The sequence below is a fragment of the Pontiella sulfatireligans genome (assembly GCF_900890705.1).
GTDB classification, from domain to species: domain Bacteria; phylum Verrucomicrobiota; class Kiritimatiellia; order Kiritimatiellales; family Pontiellaceae; genus Pontiella; species Pontiella sulfatireligans.
In genome coordinates, this window is record NZ_CAAHFH010000001.1 from 2,475,864 (window position 1) to 2,498,163 (window position 22,300).

Consider the following 22,300-nt stretch of genomic DNA (forward strand, 5'->3'; position numbering starts at 1 on the left):
AACAAAGCCCCAACCGCGAACGGATGGGGCGTGCTTAATTTCTGATTCAGTTGCTGATCGTTATTCCAGCCTAGCCGATCATAAATTTACGACGGATATACATAAGCCCGCCACCAGCGAAAACAAGCATGCCGAGTGTGGCCGGTTCTGGAACAATTCCAACGATTCCGACATCTTCCATCGTGGTACCGATCCGAATTTCATCATATCCAGGTCCGCGATTTGACTCGATGGTAAGCATGCTCAGAACGGTTTCATCCAGGTCGGCAGCGACATCGGCACCGGCCAAGCCGGGCAGAAGCAGGTCGGTTCCGACGGAATAAAGGGACAGAACGTCCTCGCCGGAGCCACCGCTGTTAAACGCAATCTTTCCAACAATGAATTGCACCACGTCTTTCCCGGTCAATGCGAGAGAAGTCCCGACGATCCGGTCACCGGCATCATCCCAGACCGCAGCCTGCAAGTTGGCATCATCGCTGTTCACGAATCCAAAACCGGCGTTTCCGTCAAGCGTGACGTCCGGTATGCTGCCATCTTCGGCCAACGGGCTTCCCGCAATCGCAAAGCCCTCATTCTGCCCCGGACGTAGCAACACGCTGAACCAGAGTTCGGGCGTGGCATCCAGATCGGCAGTCAGCGTGCGGGCCAGATATTCTGTTCCACCCGTACTGACTCGATCCAGACGATTACCGGAAACCTCCAAGGCTCCCCAGCTGTCGCCGCCTTCCAAAATCTGGAAGTTGGAATCCCCGTCGACCGGTTGACTGCTCGTCCAAGCATCACTGAACCCCGTTCCACCGTTCAGTCCACCGACCTGACCGATCCCAGTCGAGGCTGCGTAGTCAAACCCCTCGTAAGCCAGCAATGCAGCCTGCGTGGTCCCGCATACAACCGCGACCGTTGCCGCAGCTATAAATTTTTTATTCATTTTTCTCCTTTTGCTGTTTTTACTTATGCACCGGGAACCGAAATTCCCGATGCACTACATCTTTATTTAAACAACCGTTAGTCTTTTTCCACCTGCAGGCGGATAAACTCGGCCGATACATCCGTATCTGTACGATTAGTGACCGACTTGTAGCTATCGACCGTTTCGGAGTCGCCTACGAAACTAATTCCGGCGACATTCCAGTTCGTGTAGACGAGGTTATCGCCCGCTTCGACCGTATAGGTCAAGGTGTCGTCATCCGTGCGCTCGGTATGCACATAGTAGAGCCAGTTGCTTCCACCATCCACGTCTGTGAACGAGTCAGGCAGGATCGAGGTATCAGGATCCGTCGGATCGCCGTTGAGAGCATATTCGATCAGGTTGTTGACGCCATCGCTATCGGGATCGGATTCCAGGGCGGTGTCGAAGAAGCCAGTGAACCCGGCAGCCCATCCATCGTATCCGGTCAGCACGGCATCACCGGTGCGAACCAGCTCGACATTATCGACGATCATGTCGGGTCCTTCGCGATGGTGGAACAGGATCACGACGTCCTGATCATCCAACACCTGCATATCGGTCAACGAAACCGCTTCACCGGACACGTTGTTTGAATAGTCCACCTTGCCGAGCAGGGCAAACGCTGCAGAGCCGTCGGCGACCAAGTAGGGATTGTCACCGGGCGTATGCTTGATGCGCACCTGGTTAACATCGCCGGTCAGATCCTGAGAAAGGGCATAGACCTCAACACTGGCCACCGATGTATTGGTTTGGAACGTATCCACAACGTCCAGGTCCAGCGTTAGGCTGTAAACACCGGAGGTCAGCGCGATGGTATCCTGCACCCCCACGTCATCATATCCGGACTCACCGCGGCGAAGAACAAGCGTGGAAGCTTTGATTGTTCCCGCGCCGGTGATGGTTCTGAACTTCTGGTTTTCCCAGATAACATTCGAACCGCGCCAGGTGTTGGCAATGGCAACCCCGTTGCTGTCGATACTCTGGTTCGAGTCCGTCTGTACCCACATGACAATCGAGTTCGTTGCATCGATATCGTTGAAGTCGGCAGCCAAAACAGCATCAGGCGAATTCGGGATATCGGTATTCGGGTCGAAGTCGCCAACGCGCGTCAGAGTCAGCTCATAGATATAGGGTTCGGCATTGCCGCCCGACTGAATCACGAACACCGCATCCTCTCCATCCTGAATATTCAGATAGACTGAACCGGTGGTTCGTGCAATCAGATTAGAGCCGATCAACTTTCCGTTGGGATGTACCCTCGTGTAGGCCGAACCAACGTTTTCCGGCTCAACGTATACCGGATTGTCAGTACCCAGATCGAATTCAACATAGTTCACCATGCTGTTGGTATCGTAGGCATCTTGCCCAATCAATGCATAGGCCCCGAAGCCCCACATGTTTTCTGTATTGGGTGTTCGCGTCATTTCGAAATCGAAATCATAACGATACAGGCCGTTGCTCAGCACCATGGTGTCCTGCGGGCCGAAATTATCCATACCCCGCGTTCCTCCTTCGATGAGGTTCACCGTCGAACGGTTGTTGCCGCCGGACTTAACCCAAAGGTAACCATCGTTGACTTTCTGTTCGAGGTTTGCGCCGATCCACTTGTTGGTGGCCAATGCGAAATTATTCAGCTGCAGTTTTCCATCACCAAAGGTTTCAACATTGGACGGGATAGAAAAGACCTGCTGGATGACGCCCTGCGGCAGGTTCAGGTAGGTAACGGAAACCGAGCTTGTTACCGTATAGTTTGTGGTTCCCCCGGCTTCCTGCCAGGTGATCAGAATATCAGCGGTCGCGCTGTCCTTGTTCTCCAGCTGTCCGCCGCTGTTATCAAATGTGACCTGAATCACGGAGTTGGACGGTTCTGCATCCGGAATCGTAAACGGAGCAGTCAGCACACTGAATCCGTTGGTAGAGGCGTTGACCACGTTGATGGCCGTGATCTGCACATTGGTATGTCCGGGTCGACCAGCCACGTAGGAAACCGATATATCGTTGGTTACCGCCGTTGCCGGATATGCAAGCCCCAAGGCCAAGGTGTTGTCATAATTGAATCTTGTAAGCGGATTGTTGAAATCCCCGATCAACTCAACGGCATTAGTGTTAGAGACTCCACTTCCCACTTTTGTCCACACAATATCCACAGAACCCGTGGCATTGAATCCTTCGCTCGCTCCTGTGATATTGGTGACCGCAGTGGCATCAAACGCAAATTCCAGCAACGCATTCGAAGGAATCGGATCTGTCATGGTGAACGGCGTTGCAGTCAAAACGCTGAATGCATTGGTGTCGGAGAGATTCAGCGCCGTGATTTCCACGCCGGAGACATGGTTGTCATATTCCACCTGAATACTGTTTGTTGCCGTAACGGCAGGAAAATCCGCACTAATGACCTGCTGATCTTCCGGCAACAGGTTAAAAATGAATTCCGCGGAAGCCGCCACAACGTCGGCATAGGCAGTTCCGATGCGCAGCTCATCCATTCCCGGATTACGATTGGTATTCTTAGCGACCGTATCCAGTAGAGATTCATCACCATCCACTTCAAGCGTTGCAATAAGTGTTGCATTCGCTAACTCCAAATCCACGCCTACGGAATAGAGTTTATAGACATCCGCTCCTGCGGTTCCCGTATTGAATGAAATATGCCCTACAAGAAAAACCGTATCACCGCGCGAAAGGCCAAGGTCCCCTGATGCGGTAACCGCTCCGCTATCATTCCAGACAGCAACGCGAATTCCTTTGTCTGTAACAGGTAGGTTATAGTCCCTATTGAGGAACCCAAAGCCAGGCCCCGACGATAAAGCCGTTGAGGTGTCGCTTGTGAAAGGAGCGCCTCCAATGGCGAACGCGGCGTTGTCGCCCCCTCTCCAGAGCATGCTGAACCACAGATCGCTGGCACCATCCAGATCGGCGGAAACCGGTCGGCTCATTTCCTCGGTGCCGGTTGTCTCTATGCGCGATAGCTGATTGCTGCTCACAGTCAGTGCACCCCACGTCGGGCTTCCGGAAACGATGTTCCAGTAGGGGGTTCCTGTAGTGTCGGTAACAATCCACTCACTGGCAAAGCCCGAACCGCCATTCAAGCCCGTATTGCCGGTTCCCGACCACAATCCTGTCGAAGTCGTCGGATACTCGAATCCTTCGTAAGCCAACAGAACGGCCTCGGCCGATCCCGCAATGGCCAAAACAGCCGCTAGTGCCAGATAATGCTTAATTCTCATGATTTTCCTCCTACTTGCTTTTCTGAACCTCAGATACACCTGCGGAACGCATGCATCCCGCCCACATAGTTGGTAATGCCGTCATCTACCTTGGTTTTGACGTTTTTACGAAAAAAATGTCTTTTCGTATAAAAAACCTGCAATGTGGCGTTTCATTGATATGATCGATGACATGATAAAAGGCTCGAACGACCAATATGCCACCCGCAAGACGCTGATTGCCCGCGTGCAGGATCAGCAGAACGAACGGGCGTGGGAAGAGTTTATTGAGATCTACAAGCGGTACATCTATGCCGTGATCCGCAACATGAATATATCCGAGGCCGATGCGGCCGATATCCACCAGAAAATCATGATCAAGCTCTGGAAGCACCTGCCACAGCTCGACATCAACAAGATCACCAGCTTCCGCAGCTATCTGAGCACCATCACCAAGAATGAGGTGCTCCAGTTTATTCGCTCGAGCAAGCGGAGGGTTGCCCGCGAAGAAAAGGCGGCCAACGACGCCACCCTGAGTTATCTGGACAATATCCGCCTGCCGGACATCGATAAAATTGAAGAAAAAGAGTGGCGGATCCACCTGACCAACCTGGCGCTGAAAAACATTGAATCGCTCTTTTCCGACAACGCGATCCGGGTATTCCCGCGATCATCGGGGGGATCGCAAGCAAGTGAACTACGGAATCTACTGCAACACCGCTGGTACGCCCGTCGGCGTCGAAGTCCTGGCCGGGAACGAAAGCGACCGCATTGCCTTTCCCATAGCGGTGGAACGGGTGCGAAAGGATTTCAACCACAAGAATGTCATCTTCATTGGCGACCGCGGAATGATCAGCGGAAAAGCCATCGACGAATACCTTCGCGACGAAGAAGGCGCGGACTGGATCACGGCGCTCAATGCCGCCTCCATTGCAAAGCTTGAACGGTGCGGGAGCATCCAGCTCACGTTCTTCGACGAATGCGACCTCGCGAGCATAACCCACCCCGACTACCCGGACGAACGCCTCGTCGTCTGCCGCAACCCCGACCTCGCCAAACGCCGCTCAAAAAGGCGCGAAGCCCTTTTGCAAGCCACCGAAAAACTTCTCGCCGAAATCATCAAAAAGGTCGAACGCAAAAACAAACCCCTGCGCGGCAAGGATGCGATCGGGGTGGAGGTCGGCAAAATCATCAACAAGAAAAAGATGGCGAAACACTTCAACCTCACCATCGAGGACGACACCTTCGCCTTTGACCGCAACGAAGAAAAGATCCGTTCCGAATCCGCCACCGACGGCCTCTATGTCATCCGCAGCAGCGTCGACAAAACCCGTATGACCGACCAGGAACTCGTGGCCAACTATAAAAACCTCGAAATGGTCGAACGCGCCTTCCGCTCCCTCAAATCCATCGACCTAAACGTCCGCCCCATCTATCACCGCCTTGACAACCGAGTCCGCGCGCACATCTTCATCTGCATGCTCGCCTACCACATCGAGCACCAAATGCGCAGCCAGCTAGCGCCCCTGCTTTTCGCCGACGAACAAAAAGAAACCGCGGCCGAACGCGATAGCGTCGTCGACCCCGTCAAACGCTCCGACTCCGCCAAGAAAAAAGACCAAACCCGCCGCACCCCGGACGGGCAGCATCCCATATCGAGCTTTCGCGACATTCTCAACACCCTATCCGCCATCACCCGCTCGCGGGTCAAAGTGGAAGGCCATAAAAAAGGAGACTTCAAAACCACCTCAACCCCGACTCCCTACCAGCAAAAAATACTAGAATGGCTTGGAGCAACGCGAGGAATGTAGCCAGTAGCAAGAAAAGCGTATTTGTGCAACCGACTCACAGTCGGATAGATACGCATATTCATGCCGAGAAGTTCGGCTTAAGCTCATGGATCAGGTTCGCGAGGTTTTGCGCTACTACCACTATGCCTACCGCACGGAGCAGACCTACTGGATTGCCTCTCCCTAGCGGTCGTTGCTTTCGTGTCGAAAGCCTCGCTACGCGTGGATAAAAAAACGGTATTTCTAGTTTTACGAAATGAAACGGCACCCGGCGAAGAACCTTTTGGAGTGCGCAGGCTGGACTGCGCTTTCATATGCGCGCGAACAGCAACCAACAGGGCAATTGCTCTTCTAAAGCGGCGTCAACCCGCCGCACTCCAAATTTTTCGTCCAGGAGCTGATGGGCCACAAGGATGTGAAGACGACGGAAATCTACCCGCATGTGATGGAAAAGGATTTCGATGCAGTAAAAAGCCCGCTAGATTTGCTGTAGGTTTTTTTTAGTGCCTAATGCTTGGCGTTCCTCGCTAATGGCGCTGACTTAAGGATTTCTTGGTAATTGGACGCGCGCGGAGCAGGCGGAGATTGCTCATCACACAATCACCTGTCGGTACGGTGTGGTGCGGAGCTGGCTCTAGAAGTCCTCCGACGCAGGACTACGGGTGCAGTTATTTGAAACGAATGCGGAAGGCATAGGCGGCTTCGCAGGGCTTCCCGCCCTGAACCCGGATGGCGAGGCCTTTCATGGTCTGCTTCCACTTAACCGCATTCGCGCCGCTGATGAACTCGACGGATTTAATCTTGCGGGATTCATATTCATTGCCCTTTGCAAGCGACTGGATGAGGAAGGTTCCATTTTCCGACCACCCGAGGGAGATGGCGTAAAGAGTGTCGCCTTTTGTGGTGAAGCGGATATCCGCCGCCACGTTGTCCTGATTCTCTTTTTCGGAATGGTGTCCGGCGCTGACCTTGGTTGGGCCTTCGCCAAAGATTTTCCACGGGCGGGTATCGAACAGGGCTTCGCCGTTAAGCTTCATCCAGACGCCCATGTCTGCCAGTATGCCTTTCGCTTCGTCCGGAATGGTGCCGTCGGCCTTGGGGCCAATGTTGAGCAGCAGGCAGCCGTTTTTGCTGACGATGTCGATCAGCTCATCAAGCAGGTAGTCGGAGGTTTTGTATTCTTCCTGATCGATGTAGCCCCAAGAAATTTTCCCGATGGAGGTATCGGTCTGCCAAGGGCGCGGATGGATATCGCTCATGCGCCCGCGCTCAATATCGAGCACGATGAGGTCTTCCGGAAAGCGGTCGTATTTCATATTCTTATCCTGAAAGACAACCTCCTTGCCCCAGTCGATCCCCTTGTTGTAGTAGTACGCCAGAATCGGCTGGTGGACTGACTCAAAGCCGGGCTTATCCAGGCCAAAGTCAAACCAGAGCAGGTCGGGCTCATACTGGTCGATAATATCGGTGGTGCGGTTCCACCACAGCTCAAGGAATTCCTTTGAGGGGAGCGCATCCTTTTCAACCGGCTTGCCGTACAGGTCATAAAACTCTGGATCATTGGTATCCCACTTCGGATCTTGCTTTCCGTAATAGACCCGGTGAAGCGCAAAGTGAGAGGAAACCCCGAACTTCATGCCTTCCGCACGGCAGGCATCGACCAGCATGCGCATGGTGTCCTTCTTGGGGCCGGTATCGACCACGTTCCAGCGAGTGTGCTTCGAGGCATACATGGCATAGCCATCGTGGTGTTCGGCCACCGAAACCACATAGCGAGCGCCGGCCTGCTTGAAAAGCGCGGCCCATTCGACGGCGTCAAATTTTTCGGCCTTAAACTGGGGAATCAAATCCTTGTAGCCAAACTCCGACGGATCGCCGTAGTGCTCGCGATGATAGGTGTAGGGCACCATGCCGCCCTTCTGCCATCTTTCACTGTAGATGCCCTTGGGATATTTTTCGCTGCTGTAGGCCGGAACAGCATAAGGGCCCCAATGCAGGAAGATGCCGAACTTGGCGTCGCGGAACCATTCGGGACATTGATAGTGGCTGCGAATCGAATCCCAATCCGGTTGGTAGCGGAATTCCTCTGCCTGTGATTGAAGACCTAAAGCGGCGATTCCCGCCACAACTGCTGACCACATTGCTTTCATTCTTATCTCCCAATTTTTACAAGGCGTCTTAGTTACTTCCGCTCTAATTTCTTACCATTATGCGTTCCTAAACAGATCACTCTCAAACCACTCTGGGATAAGGTGTTTAACCACGAAATACACCTAACACACGAAACCTGTCCTGAGAATCTGTTTCGTGTGGTTCGTGTATTACGTGGTTTATTAATCTGCTGCGCAGCCGCGTTAGTTTATAGCTTTTTCCAGCCGGGATAAACCGGCCGGTCTTTAGCATTCTTCCCTGCTTTTTCGGTTGGGGCCGGCGGGGCCGTTTCGAGCAGCGCCTGAAGCTTGCGATGGGCATCGATTTGCCACTCGCCCTCCAATGCCATCGACAGATCCTTTTGCTCCTTCAAATCCTTGGCCGGCTCATAGAAGCGGCCGTCGCGGTAGAGCTTGTATTCTGCCGTGCGGGCAAACTGGCCGGGTTGCTTGTTCCAGTAGGGCTGATAGTGGCACAGCGCCCAGTCGCGCGGACTTCCCGATTCGCCAAGAAGCTGAGGGAGAAAGCTGCGGCCGTCAATGGGATCGCCTTCGCCCAGCTTAATGCCGACTGCGTCGGCGAGCGTTGGATAGAGATCAGTAAAATCGACCAAATCATCAAGCTCCGCACCCCGCAGCGCATGACCTTTCCAATAGGCCACGAGCGGCACATGCGTGCCCATATCCGTCATGCCGCCCTTTCCTCCTTTGACCACCTGCCCGTTCCACAGGGAGGTAATGCCCACATTGGTTCCGTTGTCGGCGGTGAAGATAATGATGGTGTTTTCGGCAATGCCGAGCTCTTCGGTTTTGGCCACAATGCGCCCAACGATCTTGTCCATGTAGTTGACCATCGCCTGAAAGTTTCCTTCTTACCGCCCTTTGCATGCATTCCTCCTTCGGAATCGGGCGTCGGAACAAACGGATTATGAACGAGCACCATCGGATAGTAGGCGAAGAACGGCTGCTCCTTGCTGCGCTCCATGAAACCGCAGATAAAGTCGCAAAAAAGGTCTGGGCCGTATTTACCCTTGTTTTCCTCTGCCGAAACAAACGTGCCGTTGTGCTCAAGCGACGGGTTCCAGAACCGTTCGCCGGCCTGCTTGACCTTCGTTAACTGCCATAGGCAGTATTCATCGAACCCCGCTTTGTACGGGCGGGCGTTGTCGTCGTGGCCGGGCAGACTGTTATAGAGTCCGTTGAGCTGCCACTTGCCGGCAATCGCGGTTTTGTAGCCTGCTGACTGCATCAAATGGCCGAAGGTTTTCTCTGCCGGATTTAGATAGCCGAAGTGGGTGTAGTTCCGGAAGTTATATTTGCCCGTCATAATCATCACGCGCGACGGCGTGCAGAGCGGCGTCGAGTAGCAATGTTTAAACCGCACCCCGTTTTGGGCCATCGCGTCAATGTGCGGCGTTTCATACTCCTCCGCGCCATAGCAGCCAAAGGCCTCCCAGCTCACGTCGTCCACCATGATCAGCACGATGTTGGGAGCAGCCAAAGCGCCCACCGACCATGCCAACAAACAAAATAATCCTATCCGTTTTTTCATGCTTATCCTTTTCGTGGTGAGAGAGACGTGAAACGTGAAAAATGCCATGTCACGACTCACTCGTCACGTTTCATTTCTCTTCGGCTTCAGGATATAGGCGCCGGGCCTGCAAGGCAGGCCATAAGCAGACTGTCGGGCTCCCCCGACTGATGTTTACTGCGGCGCTAATCCTTAAACTGATAGTGCTTTTTACCCTTGAGAATCGCCTTCACCGACTCCTCGTGCTCGGACTCCGTTGCGGCATAACGGTCGGAGTAATGTTTATCCATCGGGGAAAGTTCGACCACCGCATTAATCTGGTCAATACGCGGCTGTTGTGCCAGCAATTCATTGGCTTCCTTGAGATAGGACAGCGCCTGACCGCGTTGCGCTGCGTCTTCAATTTGCGTCAGGCACGGGCTCTTTTCCGGCCGGGTGAAATTCACCAAGTGGCCATGATCCAGCACCCAGTTTTTCATATCATTCAACGCTTCTCGACCGTTGAACACCAACTTACTTTTAGCCTTTCCATCAGGGAGCGCCAGCAGAGGATTGCGTCCGGGATAGAAGGATTCATAGCGGCCGTAATAAACCGCGTTGACGTCGATCCAACCCGTGATGCGCTGCATCTCTTCTTTAGAGAGCTTCATATCGTGGTGCCCTTCTTTCAGAACACGGACCAGCTTGCTGCGGTGCGATCCCCAGGCATAGGCCGGCAAAACTCCGGGAGGTCCGTCGCCCACAAAGTTCACCATTTTTTCCTCGGAACCCGTATAGCGATGCCCCGATTTGGCCATCAGTTCGGTGTAGGAAACATTAAACGGCAGGCTCAGGTCGCCGCACAGATTCAATACCTCTCCGGCTTCTTTGCCGTAGTCGTGGCAGCTCACGCAGTGCTTATCAAAAACGGGCTGGACGTCGGTGAGATAGTTAAACGGCGTGGCCTTTTCCACGCTCGGCGTATCGAGCCAGGGCTCCAGCTGGCTGGGCGCACGCCGCATGGCCAGCGGCTGCGGATTCGTGGCCGATGGCGCGGAAAGCCGGTTTTCATGACAGCCGATGCATCCCTGTGTTTCCCCCGGACGAACCACCGTGCCGGAACGCATGGCCTGGATCATCTGCCGGTCTTCATCCATGGCAAAAAACTGGATGAACGTGTCGGCCGGAATTTCAAAGTATACTGATCCATCTTTCTCTACCGGCACGTCGCCGAGAATTCGCTTATTATTCGTCAGGTTCCAGTTCATGGCCCCAACCTGCTGTGCATCAACATTCCAGTTGCCCACCTCATCATAGACCCGGCGAGGAGGAGCCTCGACAATGCGGAGGTATTTGATTGCCCCCTTCTCCACATGTTCCATTTCAGCCCGGTTTCCGAGATAACAGTCGTTAACGTATAGGAACCCGCTGTTCTTCGCATGGTCCACCGGGCTGGGAATGGCCGGCGGTGTTTTTCTTGGTGCGACGGGAACAGCTCCATATGGACTCAGAGGTCCGTCTTCGAGCTCATAGGCCACCAATTCATTCCCGAAAACATCGCAAAGCATCAACGCCATCGGCATGGGTTTTCGCTTCTTGTTTGCATAGGAATGCGTGGCCTTCCCTTTCGTCTTTGAAACAAAGAAAAAATGGCCGCCCCCGTCCCCGCGCATTAAATCATGAACCGGATAGGGATCTTCATAACGAACCTTCAACGGCCGCATTTTATCGACCTCTTTACGGTACTGCAGATCGCGGTTATAGACGTCGTCATCCGGCGAAACCAGTTCTCGGGCTTCTTCCGGCCACATATGTAAAATCGGCGCGTTGCCCTCCAAGCCTCTGGAGCGGTCAACCACCGCCATAGCCCCCCACGGCAAATCATGCGTTGCGCCGTAAATGCAGATCACTTTTCCCGTGCCGGGAATTTCTCTGGCATCTCCGATAAACCCCGGACTCCACGCATTGTTGCCCATATACAGCGCATGACGGGTTCCATCGGGGTTGGTCGTCCACAAACCGAGCGAAGGGCCAAAATGACGATCCACATATTCCCAGCGGCTGTACAGGAGGCTTCCGTTCTGCATCAGGCTCGAATGGAAATCGGCAAGATCGTTAAAGCTGATCTGCTCAATGTTCGCGCCGTCGGAATCCATCGCAAACATGTTGTTGGAAATATGCTTGTTGCATTGGCAGAACTTAGGGTCGCGGGTTGAACTGAACACAATCCGGTCACCGGGCACATAGAGCGGATCCACATCGGCAATCATGGAACCGAACGTCAGCTGCGTCTGGTTGCCGCCATCGATATCCATTTCATAAAGATGGTAATCGTCATCCGTGTTCCGTCTCCCGGAATATAGAATCTTTTTCCCGTCAAAACGGACATCTGCATCGCGCAGGATGCCCTCCGGCTCTTCCGCCAAGACCGATTTGCGCACCGATTTTCCGTCTTTAAAGGAAATAACCTCCAGCCGCGCACTTTGGCCCCAGAAGTTTTTATACCCGCTCCCGTGCATGTCTCCATTCTGGAACATGGTATTGATCGGGCCGTGGTTGCCCCAATATTGGCTGCGCACTTCAACCAGCCAATCATATCCCTTCACATGCGGATGGTTCAGCAAAGCCTCGCGCTGCAGCTGCACATATTCAGCCGACGCCGCATTCGTGATGCCGTTGAGCCGGTTTAGATAAGCCTCCCCATTTGGATACTGGTCGCCATAGGTCGCCGAAAGAAACTCAACTGCTTCGCGCAGCGACTCCAGCGAGTTGGGCTGCGCCTGTCCAGAAACCGCCAACAGCAATAAACCAACCAAAACACTCTTCATTCCATTCCCCTTCTGAATAGGCGCAACGTCAACTCATCCCCGACCCCGCATGGCGGAATCTTTATAAAAAAACTGATCTGACCGCTCGAACTGGACCGTCCAAACGAGGCAATGGCACCGTTGCCACCTGCTCCGGCGAAGCAGGTCTTAGAGCGACAGCAAATAGGCTTCCAGATCCAGCAATTGCTGTTCAGTCAAATCGGCGGTTCGTTTGATAATGCCGGCATGATCCTCGCCGTGCAGCAGGTCCCCAACGGTGGCGGCGCGGCCATCGTGCAGATACGGCGCCGTCCGCCAAAGCTCCACCAGCGACGGCACATCAACCGGTTTCCCGGCGTCCTGCCCCAACATGGTTCCAACGTCATGCATTTCCAGACTTGTAAACAGCGGGGCGGGATGGCACGAGGCGCATCCCTGCTCCTCGAACAGTTCCTTTCCGTTGGACGCGGACGGACTGAGCCGGCCATCGACCAGATACGGGCTGGGCACCGGCTGAAGCGATTTGAGATAGGCATCGATCGCTTCCGCATCCTCTTCGGGCCGGACGGCAAACTGAATATGCCGGATTCCGGCACGCACCCCGGCCTCGGCCCCGTCCCGAACACCCAGCCACATCGCCCGCGGCGTTTCGTGGGCAAGCAGCATGGATTTTACATTCTTCGGGTTGCCCATTCCGTCGTTCAGCAGATCCCAGTTCATCGCATCGGTCCGCGCATCCGGATGGCAGGTGGAACAGCTCAGCCACTTTTGAAAACAAAGGTTCGCATCGTGAAAAAAGATTTCCCCCTGCCGCCGCTGCGTAATTTTCATGCCGGGGTTAAGCTCCAGCGTTTCAATGGAGGTGGAATTCTGGTCCGTGAAATCAACAATATCGATGGAGTCGGAAAAATAGTGGGCCACATAGGCGGTCGTCCCTTTCACCGCCAGCGCCCGCGGGCCGTTGCCGTTGAGCTCGATCCGCTTGCGGATGCCCGAAAGAAAAGAGAGGTTGTTGTGGGCGTCCAAATGCACCGCCCCGGCATGGACGACCGCTTCGCTTTCCACCTTCTGCATCAGCTTAGGCAAATCAATCAAGCTGATCTCATGGCTAGACGCCGCGCTGACCACCAGCGTCGTGCCATCGTCGGAAAACCCGATCGCCCAAGGATTGGGAAAGCCCCGGCTCAAGTCATCCAACAACACGGTATACATCAACGCCTGGTCCGAAACCCGAATGACGCTCAACGCATCCGTAGACACCCAGCCACGCTCCAGCTGCGTCGTCGGCACTTGGAAACGCGCCATGAAATGGGTCGCAAATGCATACTTTCCATCCGGCGACACTCGCAGCCCACGTACACCTTCAGCCCCGTTTACCAATGGGATGATCGCCACCGTGCGGGTTTGCGTATCGATCACTGAAATCTCGGATGCCACATAGTCCACATCCGCCCGGCCGCTCGGAATATGGTTGGCCACAAACAAATGAAGGCCGTCGTGCGAAATATCCGCAGCCACCGGCTCGCGCGTAACCGGAATGCGCGCCATTTCAGCGCCCGTTTTTAAATCAAGAACCGAGATGTCGTTGTCAAAGCGGTTGCAAACATAGAGCGTGCCGCCGTCCGGCGAAAGCACCGGCGCCATCGGCGTATGCCCGACCGCCATAGTAGTAAGAATTTTTCCAGAAGCCAGATCGACCGCAAAAACCCGCCCCTCGGCGACGCCGCCCACCGCATACAGCGTCCGGCCATCCGGCGAAACGGCCGATCCAGCCAGCTCGACCGGAAACTCAATGGAACGGACCACCTTCAGGGCCTCGGCATCCAACACCAAAACCTTGCGCCCCGATGCCGCCGTAACCAAAAGGTGACGGCCGTCCCCCTCCCAATCCAAATCAACCGGAGAGAGATATGGCGACGCCCCGGCGCCGCAGACGGCGCACAGTAGAAAAAAAATGCATTTAGTCAAGTTCATCAACAGTTGTTCCTATCCTTCAATCTTCATTAAAACCGCACCGGCCCGGAGTGATTGATCTTATCCGCGCCGGCCGCCGCTCCCGGAAGCTCTCCGCGCTTAAAAGCCTTCCGGTCTTTCTTCGGCTGTCCGGGCACTGCATCACGACTGGGAGAAAGATTCTCCGGCAGGGTGTCGCCCGTCTGATCCGTCCATTGCCCCAGCAGCCCGCGCATCCGCTCCAGCACCTGCTTGTTTTCAGGATTGCCGGCCACGTTGACCAGCTGATGCGGATCCTTGCCCACATGATACAGCTCTTCTTCCGGGCAGGGGTTCCAAAAAACATTTTTCTGCGCATCCGTCAAGGTGCCGGCAGCATGGCCTTCCCACAATTCCGCACCGGCCCCGCCCGCATAGGCTTCGGCGCAGAGATTCTGCTGATCCGGCAGTTGGTTGCGGATATAGAGCCAATCGCCGAAACGAACCATCCGTTCGTGGCTGCGGAAGACGTGCCAGTTGTGCTCGGCAAAAACAACATCCCGGACCACGGCCTTGTGGTCGGTCAGCACCGACGCAAAGCTGACGCCTTGGATGCGCTCGTCTTTTGCAACTCCAGCGAGGTCGAGCGCCGTGGCGGCCACATCGATGGAGCTGATGAAGCTGTCCGTCGCGCCGGACGCCGCGCCGTTGGGATAATGCACAACAAACGGCGGCTTGATTCCATTGTCATACAGTCGGGTTTTACTGCGCGGGAACGGTCGGCCGTTATCGGCCGTCACAATGATCACCGTGTTGTCGAGAACGCCCTGCGCCGCCAGCTCCGCTGTTACGAGGCCGATGAAGTGGTCGAAGCGGCTCACTTCATGGTAATAGCCCGTCAAATCCTCTCGGGTTTTCGGACCGTCCACCATGTAGGGAGGCACCACCACCTGGTCGGGAGTGTACTTCGGAGCGTCATCATTGACCGTCCAGCCCCGGTGCGCATCCGTCGAGGCAAACCAACAGAAGAAAGGCTTGTCCTTCGGGCGATCCTTGAGGATTTGCACCCAGTCCTCCTCTTTGCCCGGCCCCTTGCCCTTGGAGACCTTATCAAAGGCTGTACTCGCCCAGTTGCCCATGTGGTTCTTGCCGGAAAGCACGGTATAGTAGCCGGTCTCCTTCAGCAGCTTCGGGAAGAGCACGGTCCCTTCCGGCAAATCAAGATGCAGCTCCGGTGCGCCGGTGTTGTGCGGATAGCGCCCGGAAATCATACTGCACCGGCTGGGACTGCAGCTGCTGATCGTCAGATACACGTTGTCGAAGCGCAACCCGTCCGCCGCCAGCTGATCAATATGCGGCGTCTGCATCGTCGGATGCCCATAGCAACCGATGTCCTCCTGCGAAACATCGTCCGCAAGAAAGAACACAAAGTTGGGGCGTTCCGCTGCATGAAGCAGTGAAACCAAACCGGCAGCAGCAAGTGCAAATATAAAAGGCTTCATCTATTTTTTCTTCTTCGCTTTCTTTTTTGAGTGACTGATAGCCGGCCTGGCCACCGTATCGGATGGCCCCCGCATAACATAGGGTTCCCACAGAGCGCGGGCCTTTTCCCATTCTTCCAAGCTCCGGGTCGGATACCATGCCGGCCAGCCGGACACATTAAAATCAAACTTCGTTCCGTTGGCCGCCACCCACTCGTCCACGGTGGCCGAGGGACACGCTGCAGGGAACACGTCCAGCGCCCGGAACTCCGCCGACACCCCTTGGTCCAGAATCACATTTTTGCGCCACGCATCCAGCTCGGCCAGCAGCTCGGCTTTAACCTTTGCATAATCGGGGTGGTCCGCCACGTTGTGAATTTCATGCGGATCATTGCGCAGGTCGAACAATTCGATCTCCGGCTTGGTGGGCGCGAAAAAGGCCGCCTGCTCCGGTGTGAGCTGGCCCTTCAAATTCATAATGTTCATTTCCGCCAGCACCGGATAGGCACCCTCTTTATAGTTGTTGTATTGGCACCACGGACGTTCCGGCATCAAATTGAGAATCAACTTATAATCCTTGGAGCGGACCGCCCGCATAGAGTCGTGGGTTTCGTCCATCTTGTCGCGCGCGGCGAAGACCAGTTTCCGTTTTTTGACGGCCTTGCTGAAGAGGCTTTTTCCGTGCAGCGGCACCGGAGGCTCAATGCCCGCGGCTTCGAGGATCGTGGCGCAGATATCGATCGACATCACCATGGCATCGCTCACCTGCCCCGGCTTAACCTTGCCCGGCCAGCGCATGACCATCGGAATGTGGATGCCTCCGTCGTAGAGGAATTGTTTCCCGCGGATATGGCAGCGCCCGTGATCACCGATGAAAAACACCAGCGTATTGTCGGCCAAGCCTTCGTCATCCAAGCGCTTCAACAGCGCTCCGATCTCGCGGTCGACCAGCTGCATCTGCTCCAAGCCGTTGGCCCAGTCGCGCCGCACAAAGGACGTGTCTGGATAGTACGGAGGCAGCACGACATCCTTGCCGTCAATGGGGCGTTGCGGATCGCGCTTCCAGGAGCGGTGGGTACCGCCGAAGGTGATGCGGGCAAAGAACGGCTGACCCGGCTCGCGTTCGGCCCAGTCCTCGCCCATGAAAAGCTCAGCCCGCGTGTTCGGCGTAAAGTTGCAGTCGGTCTTCCAACTCATCAACGCCGTAAAATATCCCGCTTCTTGAAACAGGTGAGGGATGGGCTTGATGCCATACGGCAACGGCTGCTTGTCATGCTCCCGGTGCTGGTTCGCGCCGATGTAGTTTTGATAGAACCCGGTCATCATCGCCGAGCGCGACGTTGAGCAGACCGGCGACGTGGTAAACGCCCTTTCGTAGCGGATCCCTTCCGTTGCCAGCTGGTCTACGTTCGGCGTCTGGATGCCTTTCGTGCCGTAGCAGGAAAGATCGGGCGACCAGTCCTCGATGCAGATCCACAGAATATTCGGACGAACCGGCGTTTTCCCTCCGGCCAGAACCCACGAAGTGCAACAAAGCACGGTAGCCAATAGAATGCGTAAAGATTTCATGTTCACTTTCCTTATTTCAGATATTCGCTGACCACACTAAGCTGTTCCCACTTCACTGCCGGATCATTATAATCCGAAGGAAGGTTCGGCCCCGGCGTGCTGCGTCCGTTTTTGATGATGCCGGCCAGCTGTTTTTTCATGCCGTCAATTACCTCGGGGTGCTCGGCGGCAACGTTGATTTTCTCAATCGCGTCGGTCGACATATCAAACAGCTGCAGCTGCGCCGCATTAATGATCGGGTCATCCTTCCTCGGGTCGCCACGGTTTGATCCGCCGAAATCATCGAACATGACCTTCCACTTGCCGCTGCGAATCGAAAAGACGCCTTTGTCGGAATGATGGATTACAAGGCGGTTTTTTCCGCCCGGAATTTCCTCTCCCTTAAGCGCCGGCAAAAAACTGACGCTGTCTTCACCGGCCGTGTCATCCAGTTTTTGCCCGACCATTTCGGCACAGGTCGCCATGAGGTCCGTTGTGCAGGACAGGGCCTCCGAAACGCCGCCGGCCTTAATGACCTTCGGCCAACGAGCAATAAACGGCACCCGGTGCCCGCCTTCCCAGTTCGTGCCTTTCATTCCCCGGTAAATCCAACTTGAATGATGGCCTTGTTTGGCCATCGCCGGAAAGCCGGCCTTGGGCGAGGTGCCATTGTCGGCAGCAAAGACCACAAGGGTGTTGTCTGCGATGCCCAGCTCATCGAGCGTTTTGAGCACTTCCCCCACCACCCAGTCGGTTTCCATGCAAAAGTCGCCATGGTCGTTCAGGCCGCTTTTATTGTTAAACCGATCGCTGGGCACAATCGGCGAATGGGGTGAAGGCAGCGGGAAATAAACAAAGAACGGACCGTCTTTGTTTTCTCGAATCCAGCTGCATGTTTTTTCCGCAAAGGTGCTGAGCACTTCCTGCTGGATGTATTCTTTTGCCGCATAGCCGGGTTTAGAGGGTTGGGTGAAGCCACGGGCATTCACGGCATCCAACGTATCCAGAATTTCCAGCGTACCCTGAAGGCGGTCGTTTTCGATATAGGCATGCGGATCCATATTCAGCGAGGCCGCAATACCGAAATAATAATCGAATCCGACGGCGTTCGGTCCATTGGTGATCGGGGCCTTCGGATCAATATTTTTATAGGATGTGCGATTACCCGTTTTACTTTCATCGGTCAACTTCCAGTCCATGCCCAAATGCCACTTCCCAACGCAGGCCGTTTTATACCCCTGCTTCTTCAACAACGAAGCCACGGTTTCACGGGTCGGTTCAATGAGATGAGAACTGTGTCCTCCCAGCACCCCTTGTTTAAGCGTTGATGTTCTCCAGGAATAGCGTCCGGTCAGAATGCCGTACCGCGTCGGTGTACAGACGCCGGAACTGGTGTGGGTGTCCATAAACTTCAATCCTTCACGTGCCATGCGGTCAATGCTCGGCGTTGGAATTTTTGAGTCCTTGTTATAGGCCGTCACATCGCCCTGCCCCATGTCGTCGGCGAGGATATAGATAATGTTTGGTTTGGCGGCATCCGCCGTCACAAGCGAGGCGCACAGGGCCAATAGCATGGTCGTGATTTGTTTCGTTGTCATGGTTGCATTCCTTTAATTGTTGAAGACTGCATTTTCAATATAGGTGTAATAGGCAGCGATCTCCCCGCCATCTTTCATGGTGAACCAGGTCTGAATGCGTTGCGCCTCTTTCGGCAGGTTCACTTCAAACACGATTTCCTGATCCGAGGCCTCAACCGGCTTGGACTGGTCGAACGCGCCGACCTGCAAACGCGCGGAGACCACATCGAACGCCTTGCAGGGTATCTTCATCATTTTGTGCGTCGAAGGGTCCATCGGATACGGAGGCGCTTCCGCGCAAATGGAAAGATTGGATTCGCGCGGCCAGCGGCGCAGCGAAATCAGGTAGGTGCCCGGCACCTCGGCATCAATGAATGTCCACCCAAATTCTCCGCCCTGCCCCTTGCGGACGCTCCGCTGGCTGTAGGCGACGTTTCCGCCCAATAGATTCTGTGATGAAATCAGCACCGTCTGCTGCTTGGAGGGATTGATGACAAACGGGTTGTATTCATCCGATTTTTCGGCAATGTGTTTCCACCACGCCTCGTATTCGCCCCGGAGACGTTCAGCCATTTCGGGATGCTGCGCTGCGACGTCGTTGCGCTGTCCAAGATCTTCTTCAAGGTTGAAGAGTTCTTTTCCAACGAGGCGCCATGAACCGTGCATAACCGAATAATCCTTCTCCTTGATCAGGAGTCCGTCGCCAACCGGGTTCCCGAAACGACCCTGATCGTGCACCACCACGGTCCGCTCCGGCGCTTTGCCTGTCCTCAACGCTTCCGCCAGCGAAATGCCGTCGAAACGATCCCGGTTGTCAAACTGCAGGCCGCACAGGTCGATGAACGTCGGCAGCAGGTCAATCTGCGCCGTAACGCCATTCACATCCCGTCCGCCGTTCAGGCCACCCTTGGGCCAGCGAATAAAACAGGCCGCGCGATGGCCGCCTTCGTAGCGGGAGGTTTTACGGCCGCGCATGCCGGCATTAAAGCCATCCTTGACCCAGCCGTTGCGTCCGTCGCCGTCGATTCCCGCCCCACCGTTGGTCCCATTGTCGTTGAGAAATACAACGATCGTATCGCGGTCGAGCGAAAGCTCGTTCAACTTTTTCATGAGCTTCCCGATATTTTCGTCGATGCAGGCAATCATGCCATAAAACGCGGCGCGACTCGGTGACTGGTCTGCGTAAGGCTTCCGGTAGCTCTCCGGAACATGCAGCGGGCCGTGCGGCGCATTGAACGACAGATAGGCAAAAAACGGACGTTCGGTGTTCCGTTCGACAAACTTTATCGTTTCATTGCACCAAACGTCGGTGCAGTAGCCCTTTACCTTTTCCGGCTTGTTGTTGCGGAAGTAGGTGTCGTCGTAATAATTGTTGTCCCAATAGTCCGGGCTCTCCGCAATCACCCCTCCGCCGTGAATGAGCGACTCGTCGAACCCGCGGTCCGTAGGGCGGAACGGATAATTGTCGCCCAAATGCCACTTGCCGAATATCGCGGTCCGGTATCCGTTCCGCTGGAAGACATCCGCCATGGTCACCTCGTCGCGCCGCAGGTGATGGCGGCTTCCGTAGGTCAGCCACACGCCCGTCCGCGCGGAATAGCGCCCCGTCATCAGCGCGGCGCGTGTCGGTGCGCAGGTGGGATCCACGTGAAAGTCGGTCAGCCGAACGCTTTCGTCGTGCAGGCGGTCCATCTCCGGCGTTTTCAGATAGGGGTTCCCGTGGCACGACATGTCGCCGTAGCCTTGGTCGTCTGTGATAATCACAATTACGTTGGGTTTGCGTTCCTCGGCCAAACAGGAAAACAGCCCTGCAAAAACAACCAAGGCGACCGAAATCAGTTTAATCATTATTCACGATCCCTTTCCTAAAAATCCTTAACCAGCGGCGCTTTTTTGCTCCACGGCTGGGCGCGGTCAAACAGTACACCGAACGGATCATAGCGATTGTACTCAACGGCCTGATCCTGCCAGCGCCCAAGCTGCCCGTCGTATTGTTTGCGCATTTTTTCGAGTACGGCCTTTTGCTCCGGTTGTTGCGCAAGATTAGTCAGCTCGAGCCGGTCCTTGTCGATCCGGTAAAGCTCTTCGGCCGGTTCGAAACCTTCACCGCCGTAATACCAATAGATATACTTATGCGTTTTCGTTACGACCGCCAGCGACTGCGCTTCCTTGGGGCCCCACACATTAATTAACGGCAGCGCGTTGTGGATCTCCGCCTCGGGGTTGTCGTACAGCTTCATCAGATTGCTTCCATCCATGGAGGCAGGCACAGGCACGCCGGCGAGGTTCAGCATGGTCGGGGCAAAGTCAACATTGCCGGTCAGCGCGAACGAGCACAGCCCTTTGCCGCTGTTCGGGTGTCGCGGATCGTAAACAATCATTGGAACGCGGGAGGATTCTTCGTACGGCAGCACTTTGGATCCATAGCCGTGTGAACCGCACAAAAAGCCGTTGTCGGAGGTGTAGATGATGACGGTGTTCTTGTCCGCACCGCACTCTTTCAGCGCCGCGCGGATCATGCCGACCGCAACATCAACACCGTACACCTGCTGGTTGTATTTGGCCATCACTTCGTCATAGTTGTCGTGGTAGTGCCACTCCTCGAAGCGGGGATACTGACGGCCTTGGCGGCTTTGCTTTGAAAAGTGTTCGCCATGTCCACGGCCAAAATTGGCCGGCTTGGAAAAGCACTTCCCTTTATATACATCGTCGAACCGCGGATCCGGCTTGACCGGCCGGTGCGAAGCCTTGAAGCTGATCGAAAGGCAGAACGGCGTTCCGGCCGCCGCCGACTCCTTGATGAAGTCACTGCCGAACGCGCCATAGGCCAATGTGGAATGCGGATACTCTTCGACATATTTTTTCAACGCGGGATTTTTTTCGGTTGCATACGAGGTCTGACCGGGGCCTCCGGCCCACACATCAAAATCCTCTTCCGGCATCGCCCCTTTTTTCGCCTCCGGCGCTTCATTAACATGAAAGCCGAACTTGCCGGCGAAAGCCGTCCGAAAGCCCGCGTCGCGAAGCAGCACCGGATAGGATTTCTTCCAGGAACCGGAAACGAGATTGCCGTGTTTGAAATTGCATCCAGTCTTGTATTCATACAGGCCGGTCATCACCGTGGCACGGCTCGCCATACAGATGGCGGTCGTATCGTAGTGATGATCAAAGCGCATTCCATCACGTGACAGCTGGTCGATGTTCGGCGTCTGTACATCCGGATTGCCATAGCACCCCAGCGTCCAGGAAGCCTGGTCGTCCGTCATTAGAAACACCAGATTCGGGCGCTGATCCGCCACCGCCGCGCTTAAGGCCAGCAAACCAGTCAATACACCTTGTTTCATCATGAA

The 22,300-nt window shown here is 55.1% G+C and carries 12 protein-coding genes and 2 pseudogenes; 2 read left to right on the forward strand and 12 right to left on the reverse strand.

The genetic code is table 11. The features are described from left to right. Positions 1 to 70 precede the first annotated feature (70 nt). Entirely contained in the window at positions 71 to 928 is an 858-nt protein-coding gene (locus SCARR_RS08355) for a PEP-CTERM sorting domain-containing protein (RefSeq protein WP_136061030.1), read from the reverse strand. A gap of 77 nt (positions 929 to 1,005) precedes the next feature. Beyond that, on the reverse strand, positions 1,006 to 4,176 hold the full coding sequence (locus tag SCARR_RS08360) for a hypothetical protein (protein ID WP_136061031.1): 3,171 nt from the start codon (positions 4,174 to 4,176) through the stop codon (positions 1,006 to 1,008). 307 nt (positions 4,177 to 4,483) lie between these two features. Between SCARR_RS08360 and SCARR_RS29505 the strand changes: the two are divergent. Both SCARR_RS29505 and SCARR_RS08370 read left to right on the forward strand, forming a co-directional pair. Further along, positions 4,484 to 4,714 (forward strand): annotated as a pseudogene (locus SCARR_RS29505) (sigma factor); the annotation flags it as partial. Between the two features lie 67 nt (positions 4,715 to 4,781). Continuing rightward, on the forward strand, positions 4,782 to 5,966 hold the full coding sequence (locus tag SCARR_RS08370) for an IS1634 family transposase (RefSeq protein ID WP_136061033.1): 1,185 nt from the start codon (positions 4,782 to 4,784) through the stop codon (positions 5,964 to 5,966). Between the two features lie 647 nt (positions 5,967 to 6,613). Here SCARR_RS08370 and SCARR_RS08385 read toward each other — a convergent pair. The 10 genes and pseudogenes from SCARR_RS08385 to SCARR_RS08425 all read right to left on the reverse strand — a co-directional run bounded on the left by SCARR_RS08385 (position 6,614) and on the right by SCARR_RS08425 (position 22,297). Beyond that, positions 6,614 to 8,095, reverse strand: coding sequence for an alpha-L-fucosidase (locus tag SCARR_RS08385; protein ID WP_136061034.1), 1,482 nt, complete (start codon positions 8,093 to 8,095; stop codon positions 6,614 to 6,616). A 209-nt stretch (positions 8,096 to 8,304) separates the two neighbouring features. Further along, positions 8,305 to 8,949 carry a sulfatase-like hydrolase/transferase gene (locus SCARR_RS29045; protein ID WP_342803674.1) on the reverse strand — a complete coding sequence of 215 codons (645 nt, stop codon included), beginning with the start codon at positions 8,947 to 8,949 and terminating at the stop codon, positions 8,305 to 8,307. A 119-nt stretch (positions 8,950 to 9,068) separates the two neighbouring features. Then, positions 9,069 to 9,695, reverse strand: a pseudogene (locus SCARR_RS29050) (sulfatase-like hydrolase/transferase); the annotation flags it as partial. Positions 9,696 to 9,811: 116 nt separating this feature from the next. Next, positions 9,812 to 12,433 (reverse strand): HzsA-related protein, encoded by a 2,622-nt coding sequence (locus tag SCARR_RS08395; RefSeq protein ID WP_136061035.1) that lies wholly within the window; start codon positions 12,431 to 12,433, stop codon positions 9,812 to 9,814. 147 nt (positions 12,434 to 12,580) lie between these two features. Beyond that, complete coding sequence (locus SCARR_RS08400) at positions 12,581 to 14,386, reverse strand: cell surface protein (RefSeq protein WP_136061036.1); 1,806 nt, start codon at positions 14,384 to 14,386, stop codon at positions 12,581 to 12,583. Positions 14,387 to 14,415: 29 nt separating this feature from the next. Then, positions 14,416 to 15,846: a sulfatase family protein gene (locus tag SCARR_RS08405; protein WP_136061037.1), complete on the reverse strand. Its 1,431-nt coding sequence runs from the start codon at positions 15,844 to 15,846 to the stop codon at positions 14,416 to 14,418. Continuing rightward, entirely contained in the window at positions 15,847 to 17,394 is a 1,548-nt protein-coding gene (locus tag SCARR_RS08410; protein ID WP_136061038.1) for a sulfatase family protein, read from the reverse strand. A gap of 11 nt (positions 17,395 to 17,405) precedes the next feature. Beyond that, positions 17,406 to 18,971, reverse strand: coding sequence for a sulfatase family protein (locus SCARR_RS08415; RefSeq protein WP_136061039.1), 1,566 nt, complete (start codon positions 18,969 to 18,971; stop codon positions 17,406 to 17,408). Positions 18,972 to 18,983: 12 nt separating this feature from the next. Beyond that, positions 18,984 to 20,798 carry an arylsulfatase gene (locus SCARR_RS08420; protein WP_136061040.1) on the reverse strand — a complete coding sequence of 605 codons (1,815 nt, stop codon included), beginning with the start codon at positions 20,796 to 20,798 and terminating at the stop codon, positions 18,984 to 18,986. Between the two features lie 17 nt (positions 20,799 to 20,815). Next, complete coding sequence (locus SCARR_RS08425; protein ID WP_136061041.1) at positions 20,816 to 22,297, reverse strand: sulfatase family protein; 1,482 nt, start codon at positions 22,295 to 22,297, stop codon at positions 20,816 to 20,818. Positions 22,298 to 22,300 lie beyond the last annotated feature (3 nt).

Excerpts from the sequence above, each read along its gene's own strand:
- SCARR_RS08400 (WP_136061036.1), bottom strand. The coding sequence starts at position 14,386 with ATGAACTTGACTAAATGCATTTTTTTTCTACTGTGCGCCGTCTGCGGC.
- SCARR_RS08385 (WP_136061034.1), bottom strand. The coding sequence starts at position 8,095 with ATGAAAGCAATGTGGTCAGCAGTTGTGGCGGGAATCGCCGCTTTAGGT.
- SCARR_RS29045 (WP_342803674.1), bottom strand. The coding sequence starts at position 8,949 with ATGGTCAACTACATGGACAAGATCGTTGGGCGCATTGTGGCCAAAACC.
- SCARR_RS08425 (WP_136061041.1), bottom strand. The coding sequence starts at position 22,297 with ATGATGAAACAAGGTGTATTGACTGGTTTGCTGGCCTTAAGCGCGGCG.
- SCARR_RS08415 (WP_136061039.1), bottom strand. The coding sequence starts at position 18,971 with ATGACAACGAAACAAATCACGACCATGCTATTGGCCCTGTGCGCCTCG.
- SCARR_RS08360 (WP_136061031.1), bottom strand. The coding sequence starts at position 4,176 with ATGAGAATTAAGCATTATCTGGCACTAGCGGCTGTTTTGGCCATTGCG.
- SCARR_RS08420 (WP_136061040.1), bottom strand. The coding sequence starts at position 20,798 with ATGATTAAACTGATTTCGGTCGCCTTGGTTGTTTTTGCAGGGCTGTTT.
- SCARR_RS08410 (WP_136061038.1), bottom strand. The coding sequence starts at position 17,394 with ATGAAATCTTTACGCATTCTATTGGCTACCGTGCTTTGTTGCACTTCG.
- SCARR_RS08355 (WP_136061030.1), bottom strand. The coding sequence starts at position 928 with ATGAATAAAAAATTTATAGCTGCGGCAACGGTCGCGGTTGTATGCGGG.
- SCARR_RS08395 (WP_136061035.1), bottom strand. The coding sequence starts at position 12,433 with ATGAAGAGTGTTTTGGTTGGTTTATTGCTGTTGGCGGTTTCTGGACAG.
- SCARR_RS08405 (WP_136061037.1), bottom strand. The coding sequence starts at position 15,846 with ATGAAGCCTTTTATATTTGCACTTGCTGCTGCCGGTTTGGTTTCACTG.